The organism is Alcaligenes endophyticus, assembly GCF_026344035.1.
In the GTDB taxonomy this organism is placed as follows: Bacteria; Pseudomonadota; Gammaproteobacteria; order Burkholderiales; family Burkholderiaceae_B; genus Alcaligenes; species Alcaligenes endophyticus.
Genome location: NZ_JAPKND010000004.1, coordinates 73,259 through 93,900, shown reverse-complemented (window position 1 = coordinate 93,900; position 20,642 = coordinate 73,259). Strand labels below are relative to the sequence as shown.

General features: G+C 49.4%; 13 protein-coding genes. 9 read left to right on the top strand and 4 right to left on the bottom strand.

What is annotated here, in order from left to right:
- Positions 1 to 2: 2 nt before the first annotated feature.
- Entirely contained in the window at positions 3 to 2,297 is a 2,295-nt protein-coding gene (locus OSH01_RS08815; protein WP_266123727.1) for an NADP-dependent malic enzyme, read from the bottom strand.
- 524 nt (positions 2,298 to 2,821) lie between these two features.
- Here OSH01_RS08815 and OSH01_RS08810 point away from each other — a divergent pair.
- The 5 genes from OSH01_RS08810 to OSH01_RS08790 all read left to right on the top strand — a co-directional run bounded on the left by OSH01_RS08810 (position 2,822) and on the right by OSH01_RS08790 (position 11,114).
- Positions 2,822 to 5,689 carry a 2-oxoglutarate dehydrogenase E1 component gene (locus tag OSH01_RS08810; RefSeq protein ID WP_266123726.1) on the top strand — a complete coding sequence of 956 codons (2,868 nt, stop codon included), beginning with the start codon at positions 2,822 to 2,824 and terminating at the stop codon, positions 5,687 to 5,689.
- 36 nt (positions 5,690 to 5,725) lie between these two features.
- Entirely contained in the window at positions 5,726 to 6,943 is a 1,218-nt protein-coding gene (gene odhB, locus OSH01_RS08805) for a 2-oxoglutarate dehydrogenase complex dihydrolipoyllysine-residue succinyltransferase (RefSeq protein WP_266123725.1), read from the top strand.
- 156 nt (positions 6,944 to 7,099) lie between these two features.
- Entirely contained in the window at positions 7,100 to 8,527 is a 1,428-nt protein-coding gene (gene lpdA / locus OSH01_RS08800) for a dihydrolipoyl dehydrogenase (RefSeq protein WP_266123724.1), read from the top strand.
- Between the two features lie 121 nt (positions 8,528 to 8,648).
- Positions 8,649 to 9,743, top strand: coding sequence for a cell division protein ZapE (gene zapE / locus OSH01_RS08795; protein WP_266123723.1), 1,095 nt, complete (start codon positions 8,649 to 8,651; stop codon positions 9,741 to 9,743).
- A 42-nt stretch (positions 9,744 to 9,785) separates the two neighbouring features.
- Entirely contained in the window at positions 9,786 to 11,114 is a 1,329-nt protein-coding gene (locus tag OSH01_RS08790) for a tryptophan--tRNA ligase (RefSeq protein WP_266123722.1), read from the top strand.
- Between the two features lie 62 nt (positions 11,115 to 11,176).
- On the opposite strand, the gene OSH01_RS08785 is transcribed toward OSH01_RS08790, so the two are convergent.
- On the bottom strand, positions 11,177 to 11,686 hold the full coding sequence (locus OSH01_RS08785; protein WP_266123721.1) for a hypothetical protein: 510 nt from the start codon (positions 11,684 to 11,686) through the stop codon (positions 11,177 to 11,179).
- Between the two features lie 2 nt (positions 11,687 to 11,688).
- Positions 11,689 to 14,037 carry a Tex family protein gene (locus tag OSH01_RS08780; protein WP_266123720.1) on the bottom strand — a complete coding sequence of 783 codons (2,349 nt, stop codon included), beginning with the start codon at positions 14,035 to 14,037 and terminating at the stop codon, positions 11,689 to 11,691.
- A 148-nt stretch (positions 14,038 to 14,185) separates the two neighbouring features.
- On the opposite strand from OSH01_RS08780, the gene OSH01_RS08775 reads away from it, so the two are divergent.
- The gene (locus tag OSH01_RS08775; RefSeq protein ID WP_266123719.1) at positions 14,186 to 16,219 is read left to right on the top strand and encodes an ATP-dependent DNA helicase; all 2,034 of its coding nucleotides are present in this window, start codon (positions 14,186 to 14,188) and stop codon (positions 16,217 to 16,219) included.
- Between the two features lie 36 nt (positions 16,220 to 16,255).
- Here the strand turns inward: OSH01_RS08775 and OSH01_RS08770 are convergent, their stop codons facing one another.
- Positions 16,256 to 17,026: an outer membrane protein assembly factor BamD gene (locus OSH01_RS08770; RefSeq protein ID WP_266123951.1), complete on the bottom strand. Its 771-nt coding sequence runs from the start codon at positions 17,024 to 17,026 to the stop codon at positions 16,256 to 16,258.
- A gap of 113 nt (positions 17,027 to 17,139) precedes the next feature.
- Between OSH01_RS08770 and OSH01_RS08765 the strand changes: the two genes are divergently transcribed.
- The 3 genes from OSH01_RS08765 (at position 17,140) to OSH01_RS08755 (ending at position 20,636) form a co-directional block, all read left to right on the top strand.
- Positions 17,140 to 18,111 (top strand): RluA family pseudouridine synthase, encoded by a 972-nt coding sequence (locus OSH01_RS08765; protein ID WP_266123718.1) that lies wholly within the window; start codon positions 17,140 to 17,142, stop codon positions 18,109 to 18,111.
- A complete protein-coding gene (gene pgeF, locus OSH01_RS08760) occupies positions 18,090 to 18,884 on the top strand; it encodes a peptidoglycan editing factor PgeF (protein ID WP_266123717.1) in 795 nt (264 codons plus the stop codon). Before OSH01_RS08765 ends, pgeF begins: the two co-directional genes overlap by 22 nt.
- A gap of 126 nt (positions 18,885 to 19,010) precedes the next feature.
- Positions 19,011 to 20,636 (top strand): PHA/PHB synthase family protein, encoded by a 1,626-nt coding sequence (locus OSH01_RS08755; protein ID WP_266123716.1) that lies wholly within the window; start codon positions 19,011 to 19,013, stop codon positions 20,634 to 20,636.
- Positions 20,637 to 20,642 lie beyond the last annotated feature (6 nt).

Here is a 20,642-nt window from a genome sequence, read left to right as displayed (position 1 = left end):
AGTTAGGCTTTAACTTGTGCTTCCTGCTGTGCATCGACTACGGCCAAGGTGGTCATGTTTACGATACGACGCACGGTAGCGCTGGTGGTTAAGATGTGTACAGGACGGGCAGCGCCTAACAAGATTGGCCCCATTGCCACCCCGTTACTACCTGTCATTTTCAACATGTTGTAGGTAATATTGCCTGCATCTAAGTTAGGTGTGATGAGTAGGTTGGCGGCACCGCGCAGGGTAGTGTCTGGGAAGGCCTTAAAACGTATGCTGTCAGATAGGGCTGAGTCAGCGTGCATCTCACCATCAACTTCCAGTTCGGGCGCGCGTTCACGGATCAGATCGCGTGCTTTAGCCATTTTCCGTGAGGAAGCTGTTTTACGGCTACCAAAGTTAGAGTGCGAAAGTAAGGCAATACGTGGTACTACACCAAAGCGTTTCACTTCTTCTGCCGCTTGGATAGTCATGTCAGCGACTTGCTCGGCGGTAGGATCTTCGTTGACGTGCGTATCGCAAACAAACAGTGTCTGTGAAGGCAGCATCAAGACATTCATGGCAGCCAATGTGTGGTTGTCGCTTTTTTTGCCGATAACCTCTTGCACGTGGTTGAGTTGCTTGTCGTAGTTGCTGGTAACGCCGCAAATCATGCCGTCCGCATCACCCCTTTGCAACAACATGGCAGCAATCAGGGTGTTGTGTTTGCGTATCATGGCCTTGGCGATGTCGGGAGTGACGCCGTCACGGCCTTTCATTTGATAGTAAGCAGTCCAGGTTTCGTTAAAACGAACGTCATCTTCGGGATCAACCACCTCGATGTTTTTACCAATTTCCAGACGTAAGCCAGCTTTTTTTACACGCATTTCGATGACGCTAGGACGACCTACCAAAATAGGTTGAGCTAGCTTTTCGTCTACGATGGTTTGAGCAGCGCGTAAGATACGCTCGTCTTCACCATCTGCGTAAATAATACGTTTAGGATCAGATTTAGCCTGCATGACCAATGGACGCATTAACTGACCAGAGTGGTAGATCATGCTGATGAGTTTTTGGCGATAGGCTTCCATGTCCTCGATAGGACGAGCCGCTACCCCGGAGTCCATGGCCGCTTGTGCCACTGCTGGAGCGATCTGCACGATAAGGCGGGAGTCAAAGGGTTTTGGAATGATGTAGTCAGGGCCAAAACTGAGGTCCTCATCGGCGTAGGCGGTAGCCACTTCGTCGTTTTGTTCGGCTTGAGCCAGTTCAGCAATAGCCCGTACGCAAGCCAATTTCATTTCTTCATTAATGACGCTTGCGCCGACATCGAGAGCGCCACGGAAGATGAAGGGGAAACACAATACGTTATTAACTTGATTAGGGTAGTCGGAGCGGCCAGTCGCAATAATGCAGTCAGGTCGAACGGCTTTAGCCAACTCTGGGCGAATCTCAGGCTCGGGATTTGCTAACGCTAAGATCAAGGGGCTTGGTGCCATGGTTTTCACCATATCCGCGGTGAGTACACCAGGAGCAGAACATCCCAAGAACACATCGGCGTCAATGCAGCCATCGGCTAGTGTTCGGGCATCAGTATCTTGTGCGTAGCGGGCCTTGTTGGCCTCCATGTTTTCGTCACGGCCTTTCCAAATGATGCCGCGAGAATCAGCTACATAGATATTTTCGGGTTTAACGCCAATCGCTACCAATAAATCCAAACATGCTATGGACGCGGCGCCAGCACCGGAACACACCAGTTTGATTTCGTCAATTTTTTTGTTGACGACTTTCAGTCCATTGATAATGGCTGCTGAAGAGATGATAGCCGTACCATGCTGATCATCGTGAAAGACGGGGATTTTCATTCGCTCGCGTAGTTTCTTTTCTATATAGAAACACTCGGGCGCTTTGATATCTTCTAGGTTAACGCCACCTAAGGTGGGTTCCATGGCAGCAATGATATCTACCAGTTTGTCAGGGTCATTTTCGTTTAGTTCAATGTCAAAAACGTCAATGCCAGCGAATTTTTTGAATAGGCAGCCCTTGCCTTCCATGACAGGCTTAGCCGCCAAGGGGCCAATATTACCTAGACCGAGTACTGCAGTTCCGTTGGTTACCACAGCAACAAGGTTAGAGCGCGAGGTGTATTTGGCGGCAGCCTCTTCACCTTCTTCGTAAATGGCCATGCAGGCAGATGCCACACCTGGAGAGTAAGCAAGTGAAAGGTCGTCTTGGTTGGCTAGCGTCTTAGTAGGGACAACCGAGATTTTGCCTGGAGTGGGGTATGCGTGATAGTCCAGCGCTAGTTTGGCCAGATCGGCATTGGCATCCATCGTGGTAAAGCTCCTGTATATGTTTTGGCGTGAAATATAGCAGTAATTTATAAGAAAAATAGGCACTCAGGATGAGCTATTTTGTTATAGCCCGAATTTGTTTGTGCTGTGATCCCGTTTAATGCGATATTAATAAGCAATATGCCCTGTGCGGTCAGCCTAAGCAAGTCCGTTTGCAATATTTTTCTTCAGTCTCTTTGCTGTTTTTCATATAGTGGTTATAGTTTTCACTATGTGCGTGAGCCCTTAGTTATAGCGCTCTTTGAGAGTTTTGTCTGGAGTTTATTATCGTGCAGTGCAGCAATTGTGTTTGTTTAGACCAACGGCCTGACCGCTCAAACATAAATATATGTGATGGGCAATTGCAGGTCTTGTTTGGGGCGGTATACTAAGAGCTATACGGCTTGTACAAGGCGTCCAACGTTGCCTTCTGCTCCGCTATCCGCTAACCGGCGTGGCCGTGTCGCGGAAGGTCCTCCTGCATCTCAACGCGAGTGAAACACTCGGATAGGTGAAGCGTAATAATGTCATCACAAAAAGATCTGCAGTCAAACGCTTATTTGTTTGGCAGTAATGCTCCATACGTCGAAGAACTCTATGAGTCTTACCTCGACAACCCTGGTTCCGTCGCCGATAACTGGCGCGACTATTTCGATCAACTTCAGAACTTGCCCGCCACAGACGGCTCCGATTCGACACGTGACCAAGCGCACGCGCCTATCGTCGAGTCTTTCGCACAGCGTGCTAAAGCCAATAGTTTCTTGAGCCGAGCTCAAGCGCCTGATCTGGCGATGGCTATGAAGCAAGTCTCCATTCAATCCATGATCGCGGCGTATCGCTCTTTAGGCGCACGTATCGCCGATTTGGATCCCCTTAAACGTTCTGAGCGCCCAAGTTTTCCAGAGCTTGATCCTGCTTTTTACGGTTTAACCGAAGCAGATCTCGACCAAGTTTATTCGGCGACAAACACCTACTTTACCAAAGCCGACACCATGAGCCTGCGTGACATGCTCAAGGCTTTGCGTGACACATATTGCCGCTCCGTAGGTGCTGAGTTCATGCATATTTCTGATCCTGTCGCTAAGCGCTGGATTCAAGAGCGCCTAGAGTCTGTGCATGGCAAGCCTAGCTACAATGTCGAGCAAAAACGTAATATTTTGCAGCAACTGACCGAAGCCGAAGGATTGGAGCGCTTCTTGCATACTAAGTATGTCGGTCAAAAACGCTTTTCCCTTGAGGGCGGCGAAAGTTTTATCGCATGTATGGATGAAGTGGTCAACCATGCTGGCGAAAACGGTGTTCAAGAAGTCATCGTTGGAATGGCCCACCGTGGTCGTCTGAATATGCTCGTGAACATCATGGGTAAAATGCCAGGCGACCTTTTTGCTGAGTTTGAGGGGCGTCATGCAGAAGGCTTAACTGATGGCGATGTGAAGTATCACAACGGTTTTTCTAGCGATCTATCAACCCGTGGCGGTCCTGTTCACTTATCCTTGGCTTTTAACCCATCACACTTAGAAATTGTTAACCCAGTGGTCGAAGGGTCAGTTCGAGCCCGTCAAGATCGACGTGGCGATGCCGATGGGTCTAAAGTGTTGCCAGTGCTGGTGCACGGAGATGCGGCATTTGCGGGTCAAGGCGTGGTGATGGAAACCTTGAACTTAGCCCAAACACGCGGTTATGGCACTGGCGGCACGTTGCACGTTGTCATTAATAACCAAATTGGTTTTACGACCTCTGACCCACGTGACACGCGCTCTACCCTGTATTGCACAGACGTAGTCAAAATGATCGAAGCGCCTGTGTTCCACGTGAACGGTGACGATCCTGAAGCAGTGGTTTTTGTGACTCAATTGGCGCTCGACTACCGTCGTGAGTTTAAACACGATGTTGTCGTTGACATTGTTTGTTTCCGTAAATTGGGCCACAACGAGCAGGATACTCCGTCGCTCACGCAGCCCTTGATGTACAAAAAAATCGGTACGCACACCGGCACGCGTAAGCTTTACGCCGATAAATTAGTCGCTCAAGGTGTACTGGCTGAGAACGAGCCAGATGAAATGGTGAAAGCCTACCGTCAATTGATGGAAGATGGGAAGCGCACCGTTGAGCCGGTACTGACCGACTATAAAAATAAATACGCGATTGACTGGACGGCGTTTTTGACAGCCAAGTGGACGGATCAAGCAGACACAGGTTTGCCCATTAGTCTCTTGACCAAAATCGGCGAGAAAATCACCACAGTACCAGAAGACTTCACTGTTCATCCTTTAGTCAACCGTTTGCTCAACGATCGCCGCGCTATGGCTCGTGGTGAGGCTCGTGTTGATTGGGGTATGGCGGAGCACTTGGCTTTTGCGACCTTGCTTAACTCAGGTTACGCTATTCGTATTACTGGACAAGACTCTGGTCGTGGAACGTTTACGCACCGTCATGCTGTACTGCATGATCAGAAACGTGAGCGCTGGGATGATGGTACATATATCCCACTGCAAAATGTTTCAGACGAACAGGCCACGTTTACCGTTATAGACTCTGTCTTGTCCGAAGAAGCTGTGTTGGCATTTGAATATGGTTATGCTTCTGCAGAGCCTAATATTTTAACCATTTGGGAAGCGCAATTTGGTGACTTCGCGAATGGCGCTCAAGTTGTTATCGATCAGTTCATTACTTCTGGTGAAGCAAAATGGGGACGTCATTGTGGTTTAACGTTGATGTTGCCTCATGGTTACGAGGGGCAGGGCCCAGAGCACTCCTCGGCACGTATTGAGCGTTTCTTGCAGTTATGTGCTGATAATAATATTCAGGTGGTGCAGCCTACTACAGGGGCACAGATTTTCCACCTGTTACGTCGTCAAATGATACGCCCGTTCCGCAAGCCTTTGGTGATTATGACGCCTAAGTCCTTGTTGCGTAACAAAGATGCTACCTCTCCACTAAGTGATTTAGCTGATGGTCATTTCCAGCCTGTCATTGGTGAGCAGGACGACAGCATTGATGTCGGCGCAGTGAAACGTGTGTTAGTGTGTTCAGGTAAGGTTTACTATGACTTGGTCAATAGCCGTACCGAGCAAGAGCGCAAAGATGTTGCCATTATCCGTGTTGAGCAGCTTTATCCATTTGCTCATAAGTCTTTCCAAGCCGAGCTACAACAGTATAGCAACGCTAAAGAGGTCATTTGGGTTCAAGATGAACCACAGAATCAGGGTGCTTGGTTCTATGTGCAGCATCACATCTATGAAAACATGACCGAAGGTCAGAAGTTGGGTTATGCGGGTAGAGCAGCATCTGCATCGCCTGCGGTAGGTTATTTGGCCAAACACCAAGAGCAGCAAAAGGCCTTGCTAGAGCAAGCTTTTGCTCCACGTGCCAAATTCATGCTGACCAAATAAACGCATCCCAATTTTTTAAATACGGAAATTATTATCATGGCAATTACTGAAGTATTAGTACCTCAACTCTCTGAGTCGGTCTCCGAAGCAACACTGCTTGAGTGGAAAAAGAAGCCGGGTGAGGCGGTGCAGGCCGATGAAATCCTGATTGAAGTGGAAACGGATAAGGTGGTGTTGGAAGTGCCTGCCCCTGCATCAGGGGTGTTAACCGAGATTGTTAAGGCGGATGGCAGCACCGTAACATCAGGTGAAATTTTGGCGCGTATTGACTCAGCTGCTACCGCTTCCGTTGCACCTGCGGCCGAAGCCCCTGCTGCGGCTGTTGCAGAAGCGCCAGCCGCAGCACCAGCAGCAGCGACGAAAGGCGCCAGCGCCGTTGCGTCTCCTGCCGCTGCCAAAATTCTGTCGGAAAAAGGCGTTGAGGCGGGTAACGTAGAGGGTACTGGTCGTGGTGGTCGTATTACTAAGGCAGATGCTTTAGCGGCTAATGCCACAGCAGCGCCTGCCGCCACACCGGCAGCAGTTGCTCCCGCCCCCGCCTTCTCCCTAGATGGTCGTCCCGAGCAACGTGTTCCTATGAGCCGCTTGCGTGCTCGTGTGGCTGAGCGTTTGCTACAGTCGCAAGCAGAAAATGCTATTTTGACTACGTTTAACGAAGTCAACATGCAAGCTGTCATGGATCTGCGTAAAAAATATCGTGATCATTTCGAAAAAGAGCACGGTGTAAAATTAGGTTTCATGGCTTTCTTTGTGAAAGCTGCAGTGGCAGCACTCAAAAAGTACCCAGTGCTGAACGCCTCGGTAGACGGTAAAGATATTATTTACCATGGCTATTTTGACATCGGGGTAGCAGTAGGCAGCCCACGTGGCTTGGTAGTACCTATTTTGCGTAATGCTGATCAACTCAGTATTGCAGAAATCGAGCAGCAAATTGCTGACTTCGGTACTCGTGCGCGCGACGGTAAGTTGACACTGGAAGAGATGACAGGCGGTACGTTCTCTATCTCTAACGGCGGTGTATTTGGCTCCATGCTGTCTACGCCTATCATTAATCCTCCTCAGTCTGCGATTCTAGGTATTCACGCCACCAAAGAGCGCCCCGTGGTAGAAAATGGACAAATTGTGATTCGTCCAATGAACTACCTCGCCATGTCTTATGACCACCGTATTATTGATGGCCGTGAAGCAGTATTGGGTCTGGTCGCCATGAAAGAGGCATTGGAAGACCCACAGCGCTTGCTGTTGAATCTGTAAGCATGCGTCTGTCGCAATAGTTGATGTAAGCTGCGGCCAAGTGCTTTGTTATTAAGCCTTGGCCGACTTTCTTTGTCCCCCTGCTCCTACACCTTTACCCGAGTGTGTAGACCGATTAAGCCGGGTTGGAAAGTAGTTATAGAATGGGAAAAAATCATGGCAAAACAGTTTGATGTTGTCGTTATCGGTGCCGGTCCTGGTGGTTATATTGCGGCTATTCGTGCCGCCCAATTGGGCATGAGCGTGGCTTGTGTGGATTACTGGTCTACGGCCGATGGCAAGCCAGCACCTGGAGGCACATGTACCAACGTAGGTTGTATTCCTTCCAAGGCTTTACTGCAGTCTTCCGAACACTATGAGCATGCCCAAAAACACTTGGCTGAGCATGGCGTGAAAGTGGAAGGTGTTTCCTTGGATATCAAACAATTTCTAGGGCGTAAAGATACCGTTGTGAAGCAAAACAACGACGGTATTCTATATTTGTTCAAAAAGAATAAAGTTACTTTCTTCCATGGCAAGGCGTCGTTTGGTGCCAAAGTCGACGCAGGTTGGTCAGTTAACGTGAGCGGCGAACAAACCGAAGAGCTGGTGGCTAAAAACGTTATCGTCGCTACGGGTAGTTCTGCAAGAGCTTTGCCAGGCCTAGATTTTGACGAAACACAAATCCTTTCCAACGATGGGGCTTTGCGCTTAGCGTCGGTGCCTAAAAAATTAGCAGTCATCGGTGCTGGTGTTATTGGCTTAGAGCTTGGTAGTGTATGGCGTCGTTTGGGGGCAGAAGTCACTATTTTGGAAGGGGCGCCTGAGTTCTTGGCCACGGTGGACCGTGACGCAGCAAAAGAGGCACTGAAGGCATTCACCAAACAAGGCTTGACCATTCACACAGGGGTTAAAGTCGGTGAGATTAAGAAAACAGCGAAAAAAGTAACGGTTCCTTATACTGATGCTGCAGGCGCAGAGCATAAAGTAGAGGCTGATAAGCTGATTGTATCGATTGGCCGCGTCCCTAATACAGAGGGCCTTGGTGCAGAAACGATTGGTCTTAAGCTAGACGAACGTGGCTTTATCGTTGTGGATGACGATTGCGCGACAAGCCTGCCAGGCATTTGGGCAGTGGGTGACGTGGTGCGTGGCCCCATGCTGGCCCACAAAGCTGAAGAGGAAGGCGTGGCCGTGGCCGAGCGACTAGCCGGCCAACATCCTCATGTGAACTTTGATACCGTGCCTTGGGTTATCTATACTTCCCCTGAAATTGCATGGGTAGGTCAAACTGAGCAGCAACTGAAAACTGCGGGTCGTCAGTATCGCTCTGGTAGCTTCCCGTTTTTGGCTAATGGCCGTGCTCGGGCCTTAGGTGATACGACTGGTTTTGTGAAGGTTTTAGCGGATGCAAAAACTGACGAAGTATTGGGCGTACACATCGTGGGGCCCGTAGCATCCGAGTTGATTGCTGAAGCTGTCACCATTATGGAGTTCCGTGGCGCAGCAGAAGATATCGCTCGCATTTGTCATGCTCATCCGACCTTGTCGGAAGCCATGAAAGAGGCTGCATTGGCAGTTGATACGCGTGCGTTAAACTTCTAAGCTTAGGTGTTGGCTTAGGAGCAAAAGGGCGAGCATATACTCGCCCTTTTTTTTGCAGGTCTATTTAAGTTCTGATGCCAGCAGGTTATGGTGTGGCGGTATCAGGAGAGTAAAAGGTTTTATGAACGTTACTGAGTATTATCATCAGGCGCTAAGCCAGAAAGGTTACCATGCAGATGCTGCTCAGGAGCGTGCAATAGCGCGCTTACAGCAGTTTTACGAGGACTGGGAAGCGTATAAGCAAGCGCGTTCTTCACGTTTGCGCCGTTTGCTACAAAAACCGGCAGTGCCCCGTGGTGTCTATCTATGGGGAGGGGTAGGACGAGGCAAGAGTTTTCTAATGGATGCTTTCTATCTTGCCGTTCCTTTAAAGCGTAAAGGACGTCTTCATTTTCATGAGTTTATGCGTGGCGTTCATAAACAGTTGGACGAAGTGCGCGGTATGCCTGACCCGCTTGACGAAGTTGCCAAGCGCATTGCAGCACGTTACCGGTTAATTTGCTTTGATGAGTTTCACGTCTCAGACGTTGCCGATGCCATGATTTTGCATAAGTTATTGCAGGGCTTGTTTGACCGAGGCACTTCTTTTGTGATGACCTCGAACTATGAGCCTAATAAACTGTACCCCGATGGTTTGCACCGAGATCGTATTTTACCCGCCATTGCTTTGATTGAAGCGCGCATGGATATTTTGAATGTGGATACGGGTGTGGATTATCGACGTAGGGCGTTAGAGCAAGTGAATACGTATTTAACCCCCTTGTCAGCAGCGACTACTGAACAGTTGCAAGCGGCTTTTGATGCCTTGGCGGATGCCACCCCCGAGCCTAACCCAGAGCTGAAAATTGAAAACCGTCAAGTGCGTGCACTAGCTTTAGCAGGCAGCGTGGTGTGGTTTGATTTTAAAACCTTGTGTGTAGAAGCTCGTTCACAAAACGACTATTTAGACCTAGCAGAGCGTTTCAAGACTATTATTGTGTCCGATGTCCCTCGTATGAGCGCCAGAGATGCATCTGCCGCACGTCGCTTTACGTGGTTAGTGGATGTGCTCTACGACCATAAGGTGAAGTTAATTTTGGCAGCTGAGTGCCCTCCTGAAGACTTATATGTGGAAGGAGTGATGTCCAGTGAGTTTCATCGTACTGTATCCCGTTTGTTGGAAATGCAGTCGCGTGAATATCTTGAGTCCGAGCGTAGAATGACGGTTACGCTATAGGCCTATTTTTGTTGTTTGCACTGCTTTTTAAGTCGAAAATTTATGAAGACCAGAGTCTTAACCGGGATCACTACTTCAGGCATCCCCCATTTAGGTAATTATGCTGGTGCCTTGCGTCCTGCTATACGTGCTAGTCAGCAAGCCGATGTTGATGCGTTTTTCTTTATGGCTGACTATCACGCACTGATTAAGTGTGATGATGCTGAGCGTGTGGCCTATTCTAGGTTAGCGATTGCAGCAACATGGTTAGCGGCAGGCTTAGATCCCGAACGTGTAACGTTCTATCGTCAATCTGACATTCCGGAAATTCCTGAATTGAATTGGGTGCTGAACTGCGTAAGCGGTAAAGGCTTGCTGAATCGCGCCCACGCTTATAAGGCGGCGGTGGATCAAAATGAACTGAAGGGCACCGACCCAGATGACGGCATTAGCATGGGATTATTTTGTTATCCAGTGCTGATGGCCGCAGATATCTTGCTGTTTAACGCACAACAAGTACCAGTGGGGCGTGATCAAGTCCAGCATATAGAGATGACGCGCGACATGGCGCAACGCTTTAATCATCTGTATGCGCCAGAGCGAGATATTTTTGTGCTACCGGAAGTCTTGTTAGATGACGATGTGGCCATACTGCCTGGTTTAGATGGGCGTAAGATGTCCAAAAGTTATGACAATACCATCCCTTTATTTGAAGGTGGTAGCGCTGCATTGAAGGCTGCTATTGCTCGGATTGTGACCGATTCGCGCGCGCCGGGGCAAGCCAAGGAAGCGGAAGGTTCGCATCTGTTCATGCTGTATCAGGCATTTTCTAGCGCAGAGCAAAGCGCTCAGCTACGTGATGACCTACAACAAGGGCTGGCTTGGGGAGAGGCTAAGCAGCGCCTGTATGAGCTACTGGAGAGTCTCTTAGCTCCTATGCGCGAGCGTTATTTTGAACTGCTTGCCCGTCCTGAAAGAATTGAGGATATTTTGCAAGCAGGAGCGGACAAGGCACGTGCTCATGCCATACCGTTAATGCAGCAAGTACGGGCCGCAGTAGGCTTACGGGGCGCGCGCCAAACCAAGGTGGTAGAGCAAACTGTACAAAAGTCCAAAAAAGCAAAATTTATTCAGTTTCGTGAATCAGATGGCAAATTTCATTTCCGTCTAATCGATGGTGATAACGTGGAATTGTTTTTGTCTGTGGGCTTCGATAACCCTAAAGAGGCAGGTGCACTGATTAAAGCTTTGCAAGGAGCTGACTTTGCACAATATTTGGTCACTGATGCTGAACAAGTGCACATTGTTTGGGAAGAGCGCCATGTGGCCAATGTGTCTGTTGAACAGGAAGGTAGCTTGCGCCACGCCTTGGAAAGTTTTCAGGGCGAATAAGTAGGTCGGATAAAAAAGCCAGCCTGATGAGGGCTGGCTGTAAAAAATATATAAAGCGGTTTTTATTCCAATATATTTGCAGCGGTCAAGCCCAACTGCTCACATAACTCTAAAATTTCGTCCATATACTGATGTTGTATCAGTATGAGTTGAAAGGCATATTCAGGGTTATGTGCAAATTCAATCAGGCCGTAATCTGGGTGTGCCAGTTGTAATTGTTCATTCGCCCAGATAAAAAAGCTTTCAATGTCTTGAAAAGGCATTTCTTCGTAAGGGAACGCCGGCATAGCGGGCGTTTCGAAGGCAGCAAGAATTTCTTCCCATATTTCGTCGACAGAGTCACCCAGAGCAAAGTAATCATCCAGTTCATAGCTTAAGGCTAATAACAGGCTGCTAGCAGGGTTTTCTGCGGCTAGGGCTTGGGTATCAGGCCCGTATGCCGCTTGCATTGCCTGAGGGCTTTCTAGTGCCTCAATAATACGGTCAGCAATTTCCTGTAGGCTATGAGCGGGCTGTTCGCAGTTAGCGAGCAGGTCCAGTAAACGGATTAAAGCAGTTTTATTGATACTCATAGTTATTTCCTCAGTTTTCCAAACGCTGCTGCCATAGCGCCTTCAGGCACAGTGCTGGATTTGCTAGGACGCGGTGCGCGCTTGTGGTTATCGGTGCTGGGGGCCGTACGGCGTGCATTGCTTGGAGCATCGTCATGTAAGCGCATCGAAAGGGCGATACGCTTACGGGCCACGTCAACCTCTAGCACTTTTACTTTGACGGTTTGGCCTACCCGCACGACGTCGCGCGGGTCTTTGACGTAAGTGTCGGAGAGGGCGGAAATATGGACTAAGCCATCCTGGTGCACGCCTATGTCTACAAACGCGCCAAAGTTGGCTACGTTACTCACCACGCCCTCAAGTATTAAGCCAGGGCTGAGGTCGTTGAGGGTATTGATGCCTTCTTCGAATTTAGCCGTTGTGAACTCTGGACGTGGATCGCGTCCCGGTTTTTCAAATTCGTTGAAAATATCAATGATAGTAGGAAGACCGAAGCGCTCGTCGGTGAACTCACTTGGAGAGACGTTTTTAAGAGCTCCAGGCTTACCCATTACTTGGGCTGCGTCAGCTTGAATTCGCGCAAGAATTTTTTCTACAATGGGGTAGGCTTCGGGGTGTACAGCCGTGGCGTCTAGAGGGTTTTTGGCGCCAGGTATACGTAGGAAGCCAGCCGCCTGTTCAAAGGCTTTCTCGCCAAAGCGCGGCACTTTTAGTAGCTCTTTACGTGAGCCAAAAGCACCATTATTATCGCGCCAGCTCACAATGTTGCGAGCCAAGGTGTTATTTAGCCCGGATACACGCGCTAGCAGTGGCGCTGAGGCGGTGTTAACGTCTACCCCGACGGCGTTCACGCAGTCTTCGACTACTGCGTCAAGGCTGCGGGCTAATTCACGCTGATTCACATCATGTTGATATTGGCCTACACCAATTGCTTTAGGATCTATCTTGACGAGCTCAGCTAAAGGATCTTGCAGACGTCGGGCAATCGATACTGCTCCGCGCAGAGTGACGTCTAAGTCTGGGAACTCAGCGGCAGCTAGTTCGGAGGCTGAGTAGACCGAGGCGCCTGCCTCGGAGACTACCACACGCGTTAACGGTAGTTCGGGTTGAGCTTTTTGTAAATCGGCAACGAGTTTCTCTGTTTCTCGGGAGGCGGTGCCATTGCCAATAGCGACTAACTCAATATTATGCTTTTTTGCGAGTTGGGCAAGTACACGCAAGCTTCCTTCTCGGTCGCGGCGTGGCTCAAAAGGATAGATAGTGGCTGTTTCCAGGACTTTCCCGGTACGATCAATAGCCGCCACTTTAACGCCGGTACGTATGCCTGGGTCCAGTCCTAATACCGCCTTGGGACCGGCTGGCGCCGCTAATAATAAATCACGTAAATTTGCCGCAAAAACTCGCGTGGCTTCTTGTTCAGCCTGTTCACGTAATTGTCCGATAATTTCGGTTTCAAAGGACGTTAATAGTTTTACGCGCCATGTCCAACGACAAACCTCGGCTAACCACTGTGTTCTTGCCGTGGCATTGTTGGAGAAGTCGGCGCCATTGTTGATCAGCTCTGCGCTTTTGACGACGCATGGATGAGGAACCAGAACATCGGTTTCGGGTTCCAGACCTACTCGTAGCTCAAGTACCCCTTGTTGGCGGCCACGTAGTAACGCCAAGACCCGGTGTGAGGGCAGTTGGCTGATAGGCTCGTGGAAATCAAACCAGTCGCGGAATTTGTCGCCCTCTTGCTCTTTACCTTCAGCTAACTTGGCATGTAGATGGGCATGTTGCCAAAGGTAGTGACGCATTTTCTCAAGAATGTTGGCGTCTTCCGCATAACGTTCTGCGAGGATATCACGTGCCCCATCTAAGGCCGCTTTAGGGGTGTCAAACTTGGCCTCCGGATTCAGATAGTCTTGAGCTAGGCTTAAGGGGTCAACGTTGTCTTGGGACAAGATAGCGTCAGCGAGAGGCTCTAAGCCTGCTTCTCGGGCGATTTGTGCGCGGGTGCGGCGTTTGGGTTTGTAGGGGGTGTATAGGTCCTCTAGGCGCTGTTTTGTGTCAGCGGCCAAAATAGCCGCTTCAAGCTCGGCACTGAGTTTGCCTTGTTCGCGTATTGATTCAAGGATAACGTGGCGACGCGTTTGCATGTCGCGCAGATAGAGCAGGCGAACTTCGAGTTCGCGCAACACATTGTCATCGAGTCCGCCAGTTGCCTCTTTGCGGTAACGGGCGATAAACGGAACAGTGGCACCGTCATCCAGTAATGCTACGGCCGCACTGGCCTGTCGCATTGGTATGTTTAACTCAGTGGCTAACAAAGAGAGTATTTGTGCCTGGCCCTGATCCAGAGCTATTTTTTCAACTGTTGTATCGTTCATGAGTCCGTCGTTGTAAAAGGGTCTGCAAGCGCCGCATTTTGCCATAAAGCCTGACTGTAACCCAGGAATGGCGAGTATCATCTTGTGTAATCACTGTAATTGTAGACAGTATTCGCTACAATTGTCTGTCAGCTTCTTTGGTAAAACTATGTTTTCGCAGGATTTATCCGATGTTTTTTCGGCGCAAGGGCCTCTTGCCGAAAATTCGCCCCACTATACGCCACGTCAGGCGCAGATGGAGCTTGCTCAAGCGATTGAACAAGCAATACATGATAATACCGTGCTCATTGCCGAGGCAGGTACAGGTACCGGCAAAACGTGGGCGTATCTGGTCCCAATTTTTCTACGTGGTGGAAAAACCCTGATATCCACGGGTACACGCACCTTGCAGGATCAGCTTTTTAGGCGTGATATTCCTCAGCTGCGCAAAATGTTGGCGGTTCCTATACAGCTAGCTTTGTTGAAAGGGCGGGGTAATTACGTCTGTCATTATTATCTAGACAGACTTGAGTACGATGAAGCCGCACTGAGCTCACGCACCGAAGTTCAGTACTTGCGTGAAATACAGTTGTTCGCACAGCGTTCTCGCTCGGGGGATAAAAGTGAATTGGCGACGGTTCCCGAGGAGGCCGAAATTTGGCAACGGGTAACTTCTACACGCGAAAACTGCTTGGGCCAAGACTGTCCGTTTGTGCGTGAGTGTTTTGTCATGAAAGCAAGGCGACAGGCCCAGGAAGCGGATGTGGTGGTGGTCAACCATGCCTTGTTTATGGCGGATCTGGCATTGCGCGAAGACGGTATTACGGACCTATTGCCTGCCGTAGACTTAGTGGTGTTTGACGAGGCCCATCAATTACCCGATGTGGCGACGCGTTTTCTAGGCACCAGTATTTCTCTTTATGAAATTACTGACCTGAGTCGTCAAGTAGAAGTCGCTGGCTTAGGCCATGCCAGAGACACGGTTAACTGGAGCCAAATAGCGGCAAAAGTTCAGCAGGCAGGGCGTGAACTGCATCTGAGCACCGCGCCAGCGATTCAGCAAGGGCTTAGTCGTGTCGGTTACTTCGATATTCCCGAAGCGCAGCAGTTTGATGAACGCTTAGAGGCCTTGCTTGAAGTGCTGGATAAACTATTGCAAATATCGGGCATGGTGGCCGAACGCCATCCTGATCTGGCAGCCGCTCATAAATTGGCGCTCGATATTCGTGCAAGATTATTTCAATGGAGTCAACCAGACAGGCAGGGACGCCATGCGTATTTGTCCGATGATTCTAACGATCAGGAACACCCCGAGCAGGCGGTCCGTTGGCTAGAAATCGGCCGTAACTTTTTACGTTTGCACAGTGCGCCACTGTCAGTAGCAGGTGTGTTTTCGCGCTATCGTGCACAGGATCAAAGTTGGGTGTTAACGTCGGCGACATTAACTGTCCATGGTGACTTCTCCCATTTTCAGCGTCAGCTAGGGTTGCAGTCGGCACGCACCCAGGTGTGGTCGTCGCCATTTGATTACGCCCAACAAGGCTTGTTCTATGTGCCTTCGTCTTTGCCTTTACCCAGCCATCCTAGTTTTAACGAGGCGTTTGTTGATGCCCTGTTTCCTTTGCTTAAGGAAAATCATGGCGGGGCCTTGGTGCTGTGCACAACCTTAAGAGCGGTGGAGCGTTTGGCCGATTTGCTGGCTGAGCATTTCGAGGCTCAAGGTATAGAAAGGACGGTATTGCGACAGGGGCAGCGCTCTAGGCAAGTATTGTTGGATGAGTTCCGTGCCCGTAAGAATGCCGTGTTAGTAGGCAGTGCCAGTTTTTGGGAAGGGATAGATTTGCCCGGAGAAAGCTTAACCTTGGTCGCTATTGATAAACTGCCATTTGCCCCCCCCGATGACCCCGTTTTAGAAGCTCGCATTAATGAGTGCAAAGCCCGCGGAGGTAATCCTTTCATGGAGTATCAAATTCCTGAGGCAGCCATCGCTTTAAAGCAAGGTGCAGGACGTTTGATTCGTACTGAGCGCGATTGGGGAGTGCTGTTGGTTGGTGATACGCGTTTGGTTGATAAACCTTACGGTAAAGTGCTTTGGCGAGGCTTACCGCCTTTCTCACGCACCCGAGACCCAGCCCGAGCTTTAGCCTTTTTACGTGAGAAAAAAAGTCAGCATAAAATCTTACCAGTCGAGCTGGAAGAGTAAACACACTACCTGTTGATACAGGCAGTGTGTTGCATGCTAGAACCAGTTAATCGGATTCCAGTAATTGACTTGAGCCTTTAGGCCTTGATCAAAGTAGACCGTATTGGGGAAGTTGGCTCGTAGTACACGCTCAGTGTCATCGCGCAGTTCGGTGTTGCCAAGCTTATCGAACGATAAGTAGGCAATGTATAAAGCGCGCTCGACGATGGGGACGCCTTTAAAGTCAGTCACTACGGTTTGTGCACGGTTTACCGCAGCAACATAGGCACCGCGCTTGTAGTAATACTCGGCGATATGGACTTCGTTCTGTGCAATGGTGCTGACTAACCAGGTTTGACGCTTGGCAGCATCGGCAGCATATTTACTATCTGGGTAACGCTGTAGCAATTCGTGGAATGCCTCATAGGATTCCCGTAAACCCTTTGGGTCGCGCTCACTGGGATCTTGGCGTGTAATTTTGGATAAAGCCGCACTTGGAGGGGTAAAGGAAATAAGCCCTTTCAGATACAGCATGTAATCTGAGCCCGGGTGGCTAGGGTACTGCTTTTGGAAACGGTCGATAGCAGCTAGTGCTTGAGCGGGCTCTTCATCTTTCCAGTTTATGTATGCTTGGTCGATAAGTGATTGTTGCGCATAAGTGCCAAATGGATAGCGCGACTCAATGGCTTCTAGGCGTGTGCGAGCGGCTTTCCAATTACCGGCATTCATCTCAGCGCGGGCGTCTTGGTACAGACGATCAGCAGTCCATCCAGTAGTAGGGTCTACTTCATTTTTAACCGAGCTGCAGGCTGCTAGAGCCGCTAGCATAAAGGTTGCGACCAGCAGACGCAGGCCACGCAGGCGTGAAAAATTGATATTGAAACGAGTCACAAAAGCATCCTTGGTGTTAGCATTGCACGTCGATTATATGATTTGTCGCCATGCCTGACATAGATACTGAAAAAGATAATTCTTTTACGCTAGAGCCACAGCGTTTTATTTTACCCATTTCTGCCACTCCCGAGCGTTTAGATAAGGTGCTGGGGCAATTATTACCAGAGCATTCTCGTAGTCGCATGCAAACTTGGGTGACCCAAGGGCATGTGTTGGTGAATGATCAGCAGGTGAAGATACGCCACATCGTTTATCCCGGGGATGTGATCCAGGTTTGGGTGCAGACAGCACCTGAAGACTTGGCATTCGAAGCCGATGATGTGGCATTTACCGTATTAGCTGAAAATCCAGCTTGGCTGGTCATTAATAAGCCAGTCGGTTTGGTGACCCATCCGGGGGCGGGGAATTGGCGTAACACATTATTAAATGGGTTGTTGTTCCGCTACCCAGAGCAGCGCCATGTGCCGCGTGCGGGCATCGTGCATAGGTTGGATAAAGATACATCCGGTATTTTAGTAGTGGCCCGTACCGAGACTGCTCAAACGCATTTTGTGCGACAGTTACAAGATCGCAGCATGGGGCGTCGTTACCAGGCATTGGTACACGGGGTGCTGACTGGGGAAGGAAAAATAGAAGCACCCATAGGAAGAGATGCGCGGGTGCCTGTACGTATGAGCTGTGAGCATAGTATTGCGCCTAAGTCGGCATTAACCCACTACCAAGTAGTGCGGCAAGGTTACTCCGCAGAAGGTGAAGCTGTTACTGAGCTAGCTTGTCGTTTAGAAACTGGACGTACCCATCAAATACGTGTGCACGTAGCGAGCTTAGGTCATCCTTTGTTGGGGGACAGCTTGTATGGCGGTAAACTCAGTGAGCAAGCACCTCGCCAGATGCTACATGCTCGAGAGCTCAGCTTTATTGATCCAATCAGTCAACAGCAGCGTGTTTTTGAGGCGCCATTAGCGGATGATTACATCGCATGTCAGGAGTCTATAGAATGGAATCAAAGACCGTCCTAGTACCTGAAGGAATTTCTGGTCCGGCATTTTCGGGAGTGCGCTATTTTTGTACTAGAAGGCAATTAGTGCAAGATGAACAGCACGCAACAGATGCACTGAATTTAGGTTTGAACACTCCCGATGAGCCCGCGCAAGTGTACGCGAACCGAGAGCGTTTATACCTTCAGGCAAATTTACCTAACCAGCCCTTATGGCTCACTCAAGTACATGGCGCAGAGGTGTTGGATGCTGATCAGCAGGACCTCGGCTCTGAGGCACAGCGCCGTGTCGATGCCGCGGTGACGACGCGTCCGGACAGAGTATTAGCTATTCTTACTGCCGATTGTTTACCGGTCATCATGTGGAATGAGGCGGGTACGATTATTGCTGCTGCGCATGCCGGATGGCGTGGTTTAGCAGCAGGGGTGCTGGAAAATACGTGGGCTGTCATGCAAAACAAACGGGTCAATTGCACTCGTTTTCATGCCTGGATAGGGCCCGCAATTAGTCAAGACTGTTTTGAGGTGGGCCAAGAGGTCTATGAGGAATTTGTCAACGCTGAACAAGCGCTCACACGGTTTTTTAAACCTGGTGCTATCTCTGGAAAATGGTATGCGGATCTAAGCGGCATTGCTGAGTTTAAATTAAAGCAATTAAGTTTAGGGTCAATGCAAGTACATCAAAGCCGTGCTTGCACTTATTCTGAAGCTAGTCATTATTATTCTTATCGACGTTCGGCGCTTACGGGTCGGCAAGCCAGTGTGGCCTATTTAACTAAAGAGTCATCTAAATAAAGTACATTGGTTTTTGCACGTTAAGCTATTATTTGTGGCGCAGACTAACGATTTACCCCAATTGACCGTTGTTACGTGTAATTCCATCATGGGGTATAAAGAGACAAGCGTAATATTAGGTGGCAAATGACAAGCGGTAATCCATTTTCTCCAGAGGTGTTGGGCTTCATGAAGTCCGAGCATTTGTCTGCATTACAGACTGAGTTTTTTAAATCTTGCCAAGCACTTTTTGAGCAAGCACAGCAAGGACAATTACCTCCCTTACAAGACCGTCGTTTTGCTGACCCTGCGTGGCAAAAGCATCCTGCTGCTTTATGGCAGGCCCATATGTGGGAACTATCCGAAAGGCTGCTACAGCAATACGTGGCAAAGCTGGATATTGAGGAGCGCGAGCGTGAGCGTCTGGCCTTTGCGGCAATGCAATGGGTAGAGGCGATGGCGCCTAGTAATTTTTTGTGTAGTAATCCCCAGGCATGGGAAACCTTACTAGCGACCCAAGGGGAATCATTGCTACAAGGGGCGCGTAATTTCTTTGAGGATTTACAAAAAGGGCGCTTAAGCCAATCTGATGAGTCACAGTTCCAGTTAGGCGAAAACTTGGCTACTACGCCAGGGGCGGTTATTTATCAAAATGAGCTTATTCAACTCATTCAGTACCGTCCTACCACAGCAAAACAATATGCATTGCCTTTATTGATTGTGCCGCCATGTATCAATAAGTTTTATATTTTAGATCTGCAACCTCAAAGCTCTCTAGTGCGTTACGCTTTGGATCAAGGTATTGCTGTCTATTTGATTTCTTGGCGAAACCCAGCTTGCCAGCAATCTGGTGCTATGCATCAAGCAAGTTGGGGCGATTACCTTGAGCACGGGGTATTGCAAGCGATTGATGTGGTTCGCGCGGTCTCAGCGCAAGCAAAAATTAATACCTTGGGGTTTTGTATAGGCGGCACCTTGTTGGCTACCGCGTTGGCCTTAGCGAAGGCGCAAGGTGATGAGCCTGCTGCCAGTATGAGCCTCTTGACAAGCATGCTTAATTTCGCTGATACCGGTATTTTGAATGTTTTTATTGATGAAGCGCATGTGCAATTACGCGAGTGGCAAGCAGCTCAAGGGAATGTACTTCATGCGGCGGAATTAGCCACGACTTTCTCTTTTTTGAGGCCTTCTGAACTGGTCTGGAATTACGTCACGAGTAACTACCTACAAGGTAAAACCCCCAGCGCGTTTGATTTGCTCTACTGGAATTCAGATGGTACGCATTTACCAGGAAATTTCTTTGCTTGGTACTTGCGGCATACTTATTTATTGAACTCGTTAGTGCAGCCAGGTGGTGTGCTTATTAACGGTTTGCAAGTCGATATCAGTCAGTTGAACTTACCTGTGTATATCTATGGTTCACGTGACGATCATATCGTGCCTTGGCGCTCGGCCTTTGCCAGTGTGAGTGCTCTGCCTCAGGCGCAGCACCGTTTTGTATTAGGGGCCTCGGGTCATATCGCAGGGGTGGTCAATCCGCCCGCGCGCAAACGACGTCACTATTGGACGGCGGATGTCGAGCCGCAACACTTCTCAGCCCTGCAGTGGCTGGAGCATGCGCAGCGTCATGATGGTAGTTGGTGGCCTGACTGGATTGAGTGGTTACAGTCCCATAGCGGTCACCAGCAAAATAGTTCTCCGCAGTTGGGTAATGCACAGTTCAAAGAGCTTGAATTGGCGCCGGGTAGCTATGTTCAAGTACGTGCTGTATAAATTTTA